11 protein-coding genes are annotated in these 12490 nt (G+C 71.3%); 5 read left to right on the top strand and 6 right to left on the bottom strand.

All coding sequences use genetic code 11. The features are described 5' to 3' along the window. Positions 1-186 precede the first annotated feature (186 nt). The 3 genes from ACYVLJ_RS37495 to ACYVLJ_RS37485 all read left to right on the top strand — a co-directional run bounded on the left by ACYVLJ_RS37495 (position 187) and on the right by ACYVLJ_RS37485 (position 3611). On the top strand, positions 187-1551 hold the full coding sequence (locus ACYVLJ_RS37495; protein WP_460442231.1) for an endo-1,4-beta-xylanase: 1365 nt from the start codon (positions 187-189) through the stop codon (positions 1549-1551). A gap of 219 nt (positions 1552-1770) precedes the next feature. Further along, the gene (locus ACYVLJ_RS37490; RefSeq protein WP_460442230.1) at positions 1771-1962 is read left to right on the top strand and encodes a hypothetical protein; all 192 of its coding nucleotides are present in this window, start codon (positions 1771-1773) and stop codon (positions 1960-1962) included. Between the two features lie 44 nt (positions 1963-2006). Further along, the gene (locus tag ACYVLJ_RS37485) at positions 2007-3611 is read left to right on the top strand and encodes a phospholipid carrier-dependent glycosyltransferase (protein WP_460442229.1); all 1605 of its coding nucleotides are present in this window, start codon (positions 2007-2009) and stop codon (positions 3609-3611) included. A 15-nt stretch (positions 3612-3626) separates the two neighbouring features. Here the strand turns inward: ACYVLJ_RS37485 and ACYVLJ_RS37480 are convergent, their stop codons facing one another. Further along, positions 3627-4466: a helix-turn-helix transcriptional regulator gene (locus ACYVLJ_RS37480; protein ID WP_451987874.1), complete on the bottom strand. Its 840-nt coding sequence runs from the start codon at positions 4464-4466 to the stop codon at positions 3627-3629. A 183-nt stretch (positions 4467-4649) separates the two neighbouring features. On the opposite strand from ACYVLJ_RS37480, the gene ACYVLJ_RS37475 reads away from it, so the two are divergent. Next, positions 4650-5591 carry an SDR family oxidoreductase gene (locus ACYVLJ_RS37475; protein ID WP_460442228.1) on the top strand — a complete coding sequence of 314 codons (942 nt, stop codon included), beginning with the start codon at positions 4650-4652 and terminating at the stop codon, positions 5589-5591. 37 nt (positions 5592-5628) lie between these two features. Here ACYVLJ_RS37475 and ACYVLJ_RS37470 read toward each other — a convergent pair whose 3' ends face one another. Genes ACYVLJ_RS37470 through ACYVLJ_RS37455 form a run of 4 tightly spaced genes read right to left on the bottom strand, consistent with a single transcriptional unit; the run spans position 5629 to position 10663 of the window. After that, entirely contained in the window at positions 5629-7548 is a 1920-nt protein-coding gene (locus tag ACYVLJ_RS37470; protein WP_460442227.1) for a hypothetical protein, read from the bottom strand. A 1-nt stretch (position 7549) separates the two neighbouring features. Continuing rightward, the gene (locus tag ACYVLJ_RS37465) at positions 7550-8473 is read right to left on the bottom strand and encodes a carbohydrate ABC transporter permease (protein WP_460442226.1); all 924 of its coding nucleotides are present in this window, start codon (positions 8471-8473) and stop codon (positions 7550-7552) included. Beyond that, positions 8463-9329 (bottom strand): carbohydrate ABC transporter permease, encoded by an 867-nt coding sequence (locus tag ACYVLJ_RS37460; protein WP_460442225.1) that lies wholly within the window; start codon positions 9327-9329, stop codon positions 8463-8465. Before ACYVLJ_RS37460 ends, ACYVLJ_RS37465 begins: the two co-directional genes overlap by 11 nt. Then, positions 9326-10663 carry an ABC transporter substrate-binding protein gene (locus ACYVLJ_RS37455; RefSeq protein WP_460442224.1) on the bottom strand — a complete coding sequence of 446 codons (1338 nt, stop codon included), beginning with the start codon at positions 10661-10663 and terminating at the stop codon, positions 9326-9328. Before ACYVLJ_RS37455 ends, ACYVLJ_RS37460 begins: the two co-directional genes overlap by 4 nt. A gap of 199 nt (positions 10664-10862) precedes the next feature. On the opposite strand from ACYVLJ_RS37455, the gene ACYVLJ_RS37450 reads away from it, so the two are divergent. Continuing rightward, positions 10863-11600 (top strand): FadR/GntR family transcriptional regulator, encoded by a 738-nt coding sequence (locus tag ACYVLJ_RS37450; protein WP_451987862.1) that lies wholly within the window; start codon positions 10863-10865, stop codon positions 11598-11600. Here the strand turns inward: ACYVLJ_RS37450 and ACYVLJ_RS37445 are convergent. Next, a complete protein-coding gene (locus tag ACYVLJ_RS37445; RefSeq protein WP_460442223.1) occupies positions 11597-12478 on the bottom strand; it encodes a type 2 periplasmic-binding domain-containing protein in 882 nt (293 codons plus the stop codon). The genes ACYVLJ_RS37450 and ACYVLJ_RS37445 overlap by 4 nt on opposite strands. Positions 12479-12490 lie beyond the last annotated feature (12 nt).

Here is a 12490-nt window from a genome sequence, read left to right as displayed (position 1 = left end):
AATCCTTCGTGCCACCTCGGCTGCCACCCGGGGTTCTTCGGTTCGCGTGTCGAAAGTCGGCCGAAACTCTTTGTCCGGTCCGGAAGGGGCGTGTTCTGCTGCTCGCGTTGAGTGAACGTCATCGTCCAGGTCACCGGTGACCTTGGTTCCCGGGGTTTTTTGGGCGTGCCCGGAAGGAGACCACGGATGGCAAGCAGTTCTTCGCAACCGCGGGGCACGCGGTGGTGGCGAGCACCCGCGACCCGCGCGCTGGCGGCCGCGGCCACCGTCGCCGCGGCGGCCGCTGTTCTGGTGATCGCGCCCGGGGCCGATGCCGCGGCCAGCACCCTCGGCGCCGCGGCCGCGCAGTCCGGGCGGTACTTCGGGACCGCCATCGCCGCGAGCAGGCTCGGCGACTCGGCCTACACCACGATCGCGGCACGCGAGTTCACCATGGTCACGCCCGAGAACGAGATGAAGCCCGACGCGACCGAGCCCAACCAGAACCAGTTCAACTTCTCCTCCGGCGACCAGGTCTACAACTGGGCCGTCAGCCACGGCGCGAAGGTCCGCGGCCACACGCTGGCCTGGCACTCCCAGCAGCCGGGCTGGATGCAGAGCATGAGCGGCAGTGCGCTGCGCAGCGCGATGATCAACCACATCCAGAAGGTCATGGCGCACTACCAAGGCAAACTCGCCTACTGGGACGTCGTCAACGAGGCCTTCAACGAAGACGGCAGCCGCCGGTCGTCGAACCTGCAGGGCACCGGCAACGACTGGATCGAGGTCGCCTTCAAGACCGCGCGCGCGGCCGACTCGTCGACCAAGCTCTGCTACAACGACTACAACATCGACAACTGGAACTACGCCAAGACCCAGGGCGTCTACAACATGGTGCGGGACTTCAAGTCCCGTGGCGTGCCGATCGACTGCGTCGGCCTGCAGGGCCACTTCACCGGCGGCAGCTCGGTCCCGAGCAGCCTGCAGACGACGATCTCCAGCTTCGCCGCGCTCGGCGTCGACGTGGCGCTCACCGAGGTCGACGTCACCAACGCGTCCACGTCGCAGTACGCCGCGCTGACGCAGGCGTGCATGAACGTCGCGCGCTGCGTCGGCATCACCGTGTGGGGCGTGCGGGACAGCGACTCCTGGCGCTCCAGTGAGAGCCCGCTTCTGTTCGACGGCAACGGAAACAAGAAGGCGGCGTACAACTCGGTGCTGAACGTCCTCAACTCCGGCGGCGGCACGACCACCACACCGACCACACCGACGAACCCCACCACGACACCGACGACACCCGGCGGTGGCAGCTGCACGGCGACGCTTTCGGCCGGGCAGCAGTGGAACGACCGGTACAACCTCAACGTCTCGGTCAGCGGCGCCAGTTCGTGGACGGTCACCATGACCGTGCCGAGCCCGGCCCGGATCAGCGCCACCTGGAACATCAACGCGACGTGGCCCAGCAGCCAGGTCCTCATCGCGACGCCCAACGGGAACGGCAACAACTGGGGCGTCACCATCATGCACAACGGGAACTGGAACTGGCCCACGGTCAGCTGCAGCACTTCGTGAGCCCTTGTCCCCCGGGCGAACTAACGGATCTGCTCGCTCCGGGGTGACGTCTTCGCGGTCCGCTGCTCGCCACCTTCCTCGCGAGCGGCGGGCCGCACGGGCCCGCGCGAGTGGATGGGCGCCGGTGACCCGCGGATCCGGCGCCGGAACGGCCGAGGATCCCGGGCGCTTTCCCGCCGAGGCGCCCGGAAGGGGCCCGGTCTCGCTAGGCTTCCCGGCATGCCGACGCTGGGACGTCTCCGGAACCGCTGGGTGCGCGTGACTCCGGCGGCCCGGGACCGGGCGCTTTGTCCGGCCGGGGCGGAGGAAGAGCGGATCCGCCGGGCCCCTCGGGAGGTCGAGGTACTGGAGCTCGACCCGCGGGACCGCGTCCAGGCCTGCCGCACCGGGCCGGCCGGCGCCGCGGGGTGACCGGGTTGTCCCTTTCCACGAGACTGCCGCCGAGCACGAACGCCGTGCCCGCACGGGACGTGCCGCCCGTACGCCCGCGACGGTGGCCGCCGGCGCTCGTCGTGGCCGCGCTGCTCGCGCAGATGGCGGTCGCGATGCTCGCCACGGCCGTGGCGCAGTCCCCGACGATCGACGAGCCGGTCTACGTCGGGACGTCGGTGGTCTACCTGCAGCAGCACAGCCTGCGCTACAACCCCGAGCACCCGCCCCTGGGCAAGCTGCTCATCGGAGCCGGCCTGGCCTTCGCCGACGTCCACCTCGACCCCGCGTTCACCGGCGACCAGACGCAGCTCGGCCGGCACGTGCTGTACGAGTCGGGCAACGACCCGGGACGGCTGCTGCTCCTGGCAAGGCTGCCGGTGATCGTTCTGACCTTGCTCTTCGGCCTGGTCGTCTTCCTCTTCGCGCGCGACCTGACCGGCTCGGCCGGCGGGGTGACGGCGCTCGCGCTGTACGCGTTCTCCCCCGACCTCATCGCGCACGGCTCGCTGGCCACCCTCGACGTGCCGGTGGCCGGGTTCGTGCTGACGTCGGCCTGGCTGCTGTGGCGGGCCCGGGACCGTCCGGCCCGGTACCTCCCCCTCGCGGGCCTCGCCCTGGGAGCGGCCGTCGCCACGAAGATGAGCGCGCTGGCCGCGGTTCCGGTGCTCCTGGGCTTGGTCGTGGTGTCCGTGGGGCACCACCGCGGTCCACAAAGGACACTCCGGCGGCTCGGCTTCGGCGTGGCGGCGGCGGTCGCGGTGGCCGTGATCGCGATCGCCGTGGTGTGGGCCGCCTACCTCGTCGTGGACCCGCGCCTGCGCTGGGCGGCACCGCCCGCGCTCCACGGCCCGCGCGCGCTCGTCGACTGGCTGCCGCTGCCGCGGCCGTACCTCGACGGGATGCGCGTCCAGTTCGGCTTCGAAGACCAGGTCTGGAGCACTTTCCTGCTCGGCCGGTACCACGCCGGCCCGGTCTGGTACTACCTCCCGGCCGCGCTGCTGGTGAAACTGCCGCTGGGCGCCCTGGCCCTCGGGATCGCCGGCGCGGTCGCGCTGGTGGCGGTCCGCCGGCTGCGCCCGGCGGCGGCCTACGTCCTCCTGCCCGCGGCCGTGCTGCTCGCCGCGGCCATGACCAGCGCCCGCGACCTCGGCGTCCGGTACGCGCTCTTCGTGCCGATGTTCCTGGCGGTCGCGGCGGCGGGTCTCGTCGTCGTCCGCCCGCGGTGGGTGCACGTCGCGGTGGCGGTCTTGGCCGGTTACGCGGCGGTCAGCTCGCTGCGGACGTTCCCGTACTACCTGCCCTACTCCAACGAGGCGTTCGGCGGGCCGGCGCGGACCCACCTGCGCCTGCACGATTCGAACGTCGACTGGGGCCAGGACCTCGGCCGGCTGGCGCAGCGCTACCGCGGGCAGCGGATCTGGCTCGTCTACAAGGGAAGCGGCGTGCCGTCCGCGTACGGCCTCGACGCCGCCGACCCGCGCACGGTGCCCCCGGACGAGGTGCGCGGCCTCCTCGCCGTGTCGGACTCGGCGATCGCCAAGGCGGACGACCGCCTGACCGCGTTGCTCTCCGGCAGCACACCGGTCGACGACGTCGGCCACTCCATCACGGTCTACCGCCGGCCGTAGCGGCGCGGACGTTGCTCAGGGAAGCGTTTGCGCGCCGATGACCGACAGCATCTGCAGCTTCTCGTGGCTCTCGCTGCCGGGGATGGCGGTGTAGACCATCAGCGAGTGGGCCTGCCCCGGGTCGACCAGGCGCTGGCAGGTCAGCTCCAGCGCGCCGACTTCGGGGTGGACGAAGTGCTTGACGTCGTGGGGGCGGATCCCGATCTCGTGGTCGTCCCAGACGCGCCGGAACTCCTCGCTCGACTCCAGCAGCAGGCCGGCCAGGTGCGCGGCCCGGGATTCGGGGCCGCGGAGGGTGACCATTTCGCGCAGGCCGGCCACGTACATCCGGGTGAGGAACGCGTGCTCGTGCGGCGCGTAGAGCCGCCGGGCGGCGGGGTCGGTGAACCACCGGTAGCCCGAACTGCGGGCCGGCCCGGTGTACCGCGTGGTGTCGCCCAGGAGCGCGACGCCCATCGGGGACTGCCGCAGGGTCTCGCCGAGCTCGGTGATGATCTCCGCGGGAGTGTCGGACAGGCGGTCGAGCACCCGGAGCAGGCCGGGGCTGATGTGCTCGCTCGCCGCACCCCGCGGCGGCGGGTTGTGCCCGGCGAGGCGGAACAGGTGGTCGCGTTCGTCGATCGACAGGTGCAGCCCCTGGGCGATCGAGGCGAGCATCCGCTCGGACGGGTGCGGCCCGCGCTCCCGCTCGAGCCGCGAGTAGTAGTCCGGGGACATGTGGCACAGCGCCGCGACCTCCTCGCGCCGCAGCCCGTCGGTCCGGCGGCGGGGCCCGCGCGGCAGGCCGACGTCTTCGGGTTGCAGCGCCGCGCGCCGATTGCGGAGGAACTCCGCGAGCCCGATGCGGTCGATCACCCTGCCCCCTTTCCGGGTCCTGCCTCGTTTCTACCGGCGGCCGGCACCGGGAGCCACGACTCGCCGATCCCCCTCTCCGGACCCGTAAGGGTGATCTTGGCGAGCCTGTGATCGGGAAGTCCTGGATAGCGCCGCGCCGTCGGCCGAGGATCGGGGACACGACCACTCGGAGGAGCCGGATCCATGCCACGCAAGCAGATCGACATCGACGTCCCGGACCTGACCGGGCAGCGCGCCGTCGTCACCGGCGCCAGCGACGGGATGGGGCTGGGGATCGCCACCCGGCTGGCCGCGGCCGGCGCGGAGGTGATCCTGCCCGTCCGCAACCCGCGCAAGGGCGAAGCCGCCCTCGGCAGCATCAGACAGGCCGCTCCCGGCGCCGACGTCTCGCTGCGCGGCCTCGACCTCTCGTCGCTGGAGTCCGTCACCGCCCTGGGCGCCACCCTGCGCGACGAGGGCCGCCCGATCCACCTGCTGATCAACAACGCCGGGGTGATGACGCCGCCGGACCGGCAGACCACGGCCGACGGCTTCGAGCTGCAGTTCGGCACCAACCACCTCGGCCACTTCGCGCTGGTCGCCGGGCTCCTCCCGCTGCTGCGCGCCGGCCGCGCCCGGGTCACTTCGCAGATCAGCATCGCCGCCCGCGGCGGCGAGATCAACTGGGCCGACCTGAACTGGGAACGCGGCTACGACGGCATGCGCGCCTACCGCCAGTCCAAGATCGCGTTCGGCCTCTTCGGGCTCGAACTCCAGCGGCGCAGCGAGGCTGCGGGCTGGGGCATCACCAGCACCCTTTCGCACCCCGGCGTCGCGCCCACCAGCCTCCTGGCCGCCCGCCCCGAGCTCGGGCGGGGCAAGGACACCCCGCAGGTCCGGCTGATCCGGGCGCTTTCGGCCCGCGGCATCCTGGTGGGCACCGTCGAGACCGCGAAGCTGCCCGCCCTGCTGGCCGCCACCGACCCCGAGCCCGCCCCCTTCTACGGCCCCAGCGGCCCCGGCGGCTTGGGCGGCCCGCCCGCCGCGCAGAGCCTGTACCGGCCGTTGCGTGACGCGGACGAGGCCCAGCGCGTCTGGCAGACCTCCGAGCGGCTCACCGGAGCCGCGTTCGCCCTGAACCCGTGAGTCCGAGGAACGCGGAGCACCGCCTCGACGGCGGACATCATGCCGCCCCCTCGTCGAACGGCGTCGCGTAGGAAGGCGGGCGGACCCGCACCGCGAGCCGCAGGTTCAGGCGGATCCGGGTGGACCGCGGCAGGTCCACCCGCAGCCACGGGCCGTCGACGTCGATCGAGCCGTGCGTCACGACCGGTTCGCGGTGGCCGTAGTCGTAGAGGCCGCCCAGCCACGACGGGTCGTCGCACCGGGTGTAGCCCGCCGTGCGGATGTGGTGCTCGGCGAACGCTCCCGCTTGGACGAGCACCGACCGCGGCTGCTCCGGGTCCAGGTTGACCAGCTCGACCAGTGTCGCCTCGGGATCGATCGCGGACACCAGCGCCGCCACCGACGGGGGCAGGCCGGGCCGGCGCACGTCGGCGTCGTAGTAGCGGACGCGGGCCTGCTGCAGCCCGCCGTTGTAGACAACCTGCGGACCGCCCCAGGTGAGCTGGACCAGCGCCTCGGTCACCACGGGGTTGGACTGCTGCCACAGGTGGATGTCGGCCTCGGGCACGGGACGGCCGCGGTGGCGTTCCATCCGGGCCAGCCGGTGCCGGACCTGCGCCTGGGCGGCGGCCAGGATCCGCTCCGGGTAGTCCGGGTTGTCCCCGGCGAGGTAGGCGAACCACGGCTGTTCGTGCCCGGCCTCCTCCTTGCTGCGGAACGGAACCACGGTCCGCCAGTCGTGGCCGTCCGCCGCGCGCAGCCGGTCGAGGCGCTCCCGGTCCGCCGGCGCGCCCGAGTGGTGCCACAGCGCGACCGGGACGCCCATGAGCATCGGGTTGTAGTCGAACCAGCCCCGGTCGTCGTAGCGGAAGGGGACGTGCAGCGCCGGGGTGTCCACGTGTTCGCGCAGCTGGGCCGTCCACTTGGAAGCGAGGCTCGAGTCCGCTTCGGTGAACGCCATGACCTTGCCGTGCGCGATCACTTCGTCCAGCGCCGGGCGGACGAGATCGGTGAAGGTGTCGTCGCCGGTGGCGAGCGCGGCGGAGAGGGCCGCGACGACGGCCGCGTGCCCGACGCTGTACCAGCCGTGCGGCCAGGACCAGCCGTAGTGGCCGCCGTACCAGCGGCCGTCCAGCAGCCCGCCGACGGTCCCGTCGGGGGCGACGTTGTCCGGGAGGATGCCGTTGTTGGCCGCCGCGCGGTCCCGCCACGCGCCGACGTACTCGGCGAGCCAGTCGCGGTAGCGCTCGTCGCCGGACAGCAGCACCGCGTTGAACACGAGCCCGGCCGCGGCCAGGTTGACCGCGGTGTCCCCGACGCCGATCCGTCGTCGCATCTCCTCGCCCAGACGGGGATCGCGGTCCCGCGGCGGTTCCCCGGCGTCCGGGGGCACCAGCCATTCCAGCGGGAAGCCGTACATCGCGGCCTCGGCGGGCAGCCACGGGTAGGAATCGCCGTCGAAGAGCCCTTCGCGCGCCGGATCGCTGCCGTTGTGGGGACGGCGGATGATGCGGTGCGCGGGGTCGTAGTTGCCGTGGGCCGGGTCGACGTAGAGCTCCGCGAACCGCAGCGCCCGCTCGCGCCACCGCTCGGGCGCCGCCATGCACAGGAAGTACAGCAGCAGCAGGCCTTCGCCTTGGTGGAACCAGTCGTAGCCGCGTTCGTACTCGCCCGCCAGCATGCCCAGCCCGGTCAGCTGCCGGGTGACGCCTTCCCAGTGCCGCTCCGACTCGGCGAGCAGGTCGTCGGCGCCGCCGAGCAGGTAGAGCTGGGGCCAGTTGAAGAACGTCTCGTAGAAGTCGTCGACGCCGTCGCGGGAGGTCAGCCGGTCTTCGTAGGTCAGACGGCCGTCCGGGCCGGTGAAGTCGCGGGAGAACCGCCGCCACGCGCGGTCCAACAGCGTGAAGAGTTCTCGTTGGGCGATCGCCCAGCCCGGGGGTTCGAGCAGGGGGACCGAGGCCGTGATGTGGGGGTGCACGCTACTCCTTGGTCGCGCCGGCCAGCATCCCGGCGACCAGGAAGCGCTGGGAGAACAGGAAAACGACGAGCACCGGGGTGATCGCCAGCAGCGTCGCCAGCGCGAGCTCCGGCCGCTCCACCGCCGCGGTGCCGACCGTCGGGTTGAACTGCGGCACCGAGTTCAGCAACGTGCCCAGCCCCACCTGCACCGGGAACTGGTCGCTCTGCGGCAGCAGGACGTAGGGCAGGAAGTAGTTCGTCCAGTTGGCCACGAAGCTGAAGAACCCGACGAGCGCGACGATCGGCGCGGCCAGCGGCAGGGCGACGTGGCGGAACACGCCGAACTGCGTGCAGCCGTCGAGCTTCGCCGCGTCGATCAGGTCGCGGGGCACCGCGGTCGTGAAGTAGATGTAGGTCAGGTACACGCCGAACGGGTAGAACGCGTACGGCAGGACGACCGACCACATCGAACCGATCAGCCGCACCGCGTTGAGCTCGAGGAACAGCGGCACGACGAGGGTCGCGTTCGGCATCAGCATCACGACCAGCGTCGCGACCAGCAACGTCTTCCGGCCGCGGAACTCGGTCATCGCGAGCGCGTAGCCGGCCGGGATCGCCACGCACAACGTGATCGCCAAGGCCACGAACGAATACAGCGCGGAATTGCCCAGCCAGAGGAAGATCGCGTTGTCCTGGAAGGACGTCAGCGCGGTCCAGTTGTCCGCCAGCGCCCGCCACGACCCGAACGACAGCGGGTTGCCGTGCACGAGCTGGTCGTCGGTCTTCGTCGCCGCCAGCACGAGCCACAGCACCGGCAGCACGAAGAAGACGAGGAACAGCACCAGAACCAGCGCCGAAACCGGGTTCGGCAGCTTCCGGCCGCGACGCACCGAACGCACGCGGGCCACGGCCTCGGGTGCCCGGACGGCGGTGTCAGTCGGCATCGAAGAACCCCGATCGTGCGACGAACACGCCCGCGACCACCAGCCCGACCAGCAGCAGCTCCACCGAGATGGCCGCGGCGGTGTTCACGTTGTCGTTCTGGAAGGCGAAGTCGTAGGAGAGCTGGTTGAGCGAGTAGTCCCGCCCGGCGACACCGACGCTCGCCTGGGACAGCAGCTGCGGTTCGACGAACAGCTGCGTCCCGCCGGCGAACGCCAGGATCACCATGTAGACGATCCACTTGCGCAGCAACGGGATCTGGATGCGCCAGGCCGTCTGCCACGGGCCGGCGCCGTCGATCCGGGCTGCCTCCAGCAGATCGGGCGAGATGTTGTTCAACGCGCCGTACATCACCACGATCCAGCCGCCCGCCCCGGTCCAGAACGCGATCAGCGTGAACAGGACCGGGAGGTGGCCCGGCGCGACGACCTGGGCGAAGGTGCCGAACCCGGCCACGCGCAGCAGCGCGCTCACCGGGCTCACCGCCGGGTCCAGCATGAACAGCCACACCATGACGCTCGCGGCCCCGGCCAGCGCGCCCGGGACGTAGTAGAGGAAGCGCAGCGTCTTGCCGACGGCGTCCGCGGTCAGCCGGTGCAGCAGCAGCGCCAGCCCGACCACGAACACCACCAGCGACACGAGCCAGCACAGCAGGTAGAGCACCACGTGCCCGACGGCGGCGAAGTACCGGAAGTCGGTGGCGGCCCGGACGAAGTTGCTCAGGCCGGCGAAGTGGTCGCCCGCGTCGGTGAAGGCGAAGTACACGGCGTACACCGTGGGGATGACGCCGAACGCGATCAGCAGGACGACGTAGGCCGCGACGAACAGGTGCCCGGATCCCCGCCGCGCGGTGGTCACCGGCTGACCTCGTACCCGTTGGACTGCGCGTAGTTCGTGATCGCGGTCTGCCATTCGGGCAGCATCGAGACGATCGACTTGCCCGCGGTCAGCCCCGGCGTGATGGTCGCGGCCCAGATCGCCTCCTGGCTGAACTGCCCGTACCCCCACCCGCGCCACACCTGCGGGGCGGCCGCCTGCAGCGGCGCCGCGACGTCGTTGGCGTAGTACTTGCCGGAGGACTGCTTGGCCAGCCACGTCTTCGCCGCCGCCGCGTACGCGGGGTACCCCGGCGCCACCTGGCCCTGGTAGTCGTCCGCGGTGGTGACCCAGGTGAGGAAGTCGGTGGCGTCCTTGAGGTTGGCGCTGTGCGCGGACAGCAGCCAGGTGCCGCCGCCGACGTTGCCCACCGACGGTTCCGGGTCGCCGGCCCACTGCGGCATCGGCGCGACGGCGATCCGGCCGGCCGGCGTCTTCAGCGACTCCTGGAACACCGAGCCGCCGAACCAGGACGGCCCGGGCAGCATGAGGATCTTGTCCGCGGCGTTCTTGGCGAAGTCGGAGCTGAACACGCTGCCGGTCGACATCGTCTTGTTCTTGACGAGCGTGTCGAGCAGGGCCGCCATCCGCGTGCAGTTCGGGCTCGTGGTGTTCACCCTGACCGCCTTGGGGCCGGTGATCTCGTTGGCGCCGCACTTCGAGGCCCAGAGGTAGATCTCCGGGGCGAAGCTGTCCCCGGCTGCGCCGACGAGGTACCCCGGGTGCTCGGCCGCGACGCGCTCGCCGAGCGCTTGGTACTCCTCCCAGGTCTTGGGGACCTGGTAACCCCAGGACCGCATCAAGGACGCGTCGTACCAGAGGACGGTCTGCGCCAGGTCGTTGCGCAGGCAGTACAGCGTGCCGTCGACCGTGCAGGGGTCGTTCGCGCCGGCGGTCCAGCCCTTCAGCGTGGCGTCCGGGATCTGCCCCTTGTCGAGCGGCGCCGTGAACCCCGCCTGCACCGCCCACGCCGTCTCGTTGTTCTGCGAGCTGAACACGACGTCCGGCCAGCCGCTGCGGGTCCGGTTGAACAGGCCCACCTTGGTCTGCAGGTAGTTCGAGCCGTTGGCGTCGCCGTCGTAGGTGACGATGTCCAGCTGCACCGCGGGGTGCTGCTTCTGGTACAGCTGCGCCGCGGGCAGCCGCGTCGAGTCGACCCAGACGGTGATCTTCCCGCCGGTCTGCGGCGCCGGCTGGAACCCGCCTTGGGCGCCGCCGCCGCTGCCGCCGTTCCCGCAGGCCGTGACCGCCGCGAGAACGGCCACCACACCGAGGACCAGCCGGAGGGCTCCGGCGGCGCGCGCATGACCTGTCATGAGGTACCCCACTTCGTCGTGGCTGCCGACATGTGTCAGACACATACTCGGCTCCGGCGGCCCTATCACAGTCCTTCCACTCGTTTCAGTCAAGGGTCGGCGGCAAATGAGTCGTACACATTTGAGGTCGGGGACCGCGGATGTATCGTCTTCACACGGACAGTTACCCCAGCACGAAGGAGGCCAGTGGGTGGTCGACATGCCCGCACCGAGCGAGCCCGAGCCGGTCCCGTACCGGCCGGGCTACGAGCTCGTCGCCGAACAGGTCCTCCAGCTGATCGCCGACCTCGAACTGCGGCCCGGGGACCGGATGCCGACGGAGAACGAGCTGGCCACACGGCTGGGCACGTCGCGCACCGTGGTGCGCGAGGCGATCAAGATCCTGTCCGCGCTCGGCCGCGTCCGCGCGCAGAAGGGCCGCGGGCTGTACGTGGCCGACGACGAGGGCATGCTCGGCTCGGCCCGCTGGTCGGGGTACTTCCTGCCGACCGACCTCGACCACGTCTACATGCTGTTCGAGTTCCGCCGCGTCCAGGAGATGACCGCCAGCCGGCTGGCCGCGACCCGCGCCACCCCGGTCGAACTGCGGGCGATCGAGACGGCCGCGGAAACCTGCCGCGAAGGCCACCTGACGAAGCAGGCGGCGCTGTTCGACCGCGGCGACGAAGACTTCCACCTCGGCATCGCGACCGCGTCCCACAACCAGTTCCTCTTCGCCGCGGTCCGCGAAGCCCGCCGGCTGCAGCGCCAGTCCAGCACGATCGGCCTGCACGGCACGGTCGGCGGCCACGCGGCGGAGGCGATCGAGGAGCACGCGGCGATCTACGCGGCCATCCGCGACGGCGACCCGGAAGCGGCCGCCGAAGCCGCGGCGGTCCACCTCGACAACACGCTCGAGGACTACCGCCGCGAAATCCAGCGGCGGGTGTTCGGCTAGCCCGCCGTGGCCGCGTTGAAGACCGGCTTGGGCACCGAAACCTGGTTCAGCCCCCAGCGGGACATGATCCCGACGTACGTGCCGTCTTCGAACAGCTCCTCGAAGACCTTCTGCAGCACCGGGCCCAGTTTCGAGGACTTGGGGACGTACAGCGCGAGGTTGTCCTTGGTCGCCCCCTGCGCTTCGGTCTGGGTGACGTACCGGTTCCCGCCCTGCCGGTGCGTGACGTCGATCGCGGCGGCTTCGGTCATCCCCGCGGCGTCCGCGCGGCCCGAGCGGGTCGCCAGGAGCGTGGCGTCGGTGTCATCGAGCCCGACGGTCTGCGTGGCCGGGCGCTTGTTCTGCGTGCAGAACCGCGAAAGCTTGTTCAGCTGCTCTTCGACGACGCTGGCGGTCACCACGGCGACGCGCTTGCCGCAGAGGTCTTCGGCCTTGGCGATCCCGGCGGTCGAATCGGTGGGGAACACGTAGGCCGTGCGGGTGGTCATCCAGGTGATCGTGTCGAACTGCTTCTCGCGCTCGGCCGTCGCCTTGACCGGGCCGTTGAACGCGTCGTACCGGTTGCTCAGCATGCCCTGCAGCGCGGCCGGCAACCCGGCGACGACGACGGTCTGGGTCTTCACGCCGAGCACCTGCCCGATCGCGGCCTGGAAGTCGGCGTCGATCCCGGTGACCGACCCGTCCGGCGCGACGGTGCGGTACGGCGGGTGCGCATCACCGGCGAACCGCAGCACCCCGGCGTCCTTGACGGCTTGCGGCAGCGCGTCACGCAGGGACTGCACCACCGCGAGGTTGGTCGCGGTGGCCAGGACCGCGGAATCGGTGCCCACGGTGCACCCGGCGACGGCCGTCCCGATGACCGCCCCGGCGAGGATCATGCTTCGGCTTCT

This window comes from Amycolatopsis stemonae, from assembly GCF_054781455.1.
The sequence above is the reverse complement of the archived record's forward strand: the minus strand, read 5'-3'. Positions and strand labels throughout refer to the sequence as shown.

Bases quoted from the DNA above. Each gene is read 5' to 3' on its own strand.
- ACYVLJ_RS37495 (WP_460442231.1), top strand. From the start codon at position 187: ATGGCAAGCAGTTCTTCGCAACCGCGGGGCACGCGGTGGTGGCGAGCA.
- ACYVLJ_RS37490 (WP_460442230.1), top strand. From the start codon at position 1,771: ATGCCGACGCTGGGACGTCTCCGGAACCGCTGGGTGCGCGTGACTCCG.
- ACYVLJ_RS37475 (WP_460442228.1), top strand. From the start codon at position 4,650: ATGCCACGCAAGCAGATCGACATCGACGTCCCGGACCTGACCGGGCAG.
- ACYVLJ_RS37465 (WP_460442226.1), bottom strand. From the start codon at position 8,473: ATGCCGACTGACACCGCCGTCCGGGCACCCGAGGCCGTGGCCCGCGTG.
- ACYVLJ_RS37455 (WP_460442224.1), bottom strand. From the start codon at position 10,663: ATGACAGGTCATGCGCGCGCCGCCGGAGCCCTCCGGCTGGTCCTCGGT.
- ACYVLJ_RS37450 (WP_451987862.1), top strand. From the start codon at position 10,863: ATGCCCGCACCGAGCGAGCCCGAGCCGGTCCCGTACCGGCCGGGCTAC.
- ACYVLJ_RS37445 (WP_460442223.1), bottom strand. From the start codon at position 12,478: ATGATCCTCGCCGGGGCGGTCATCGGGACGGCCGTCGCCGGGTGCACC.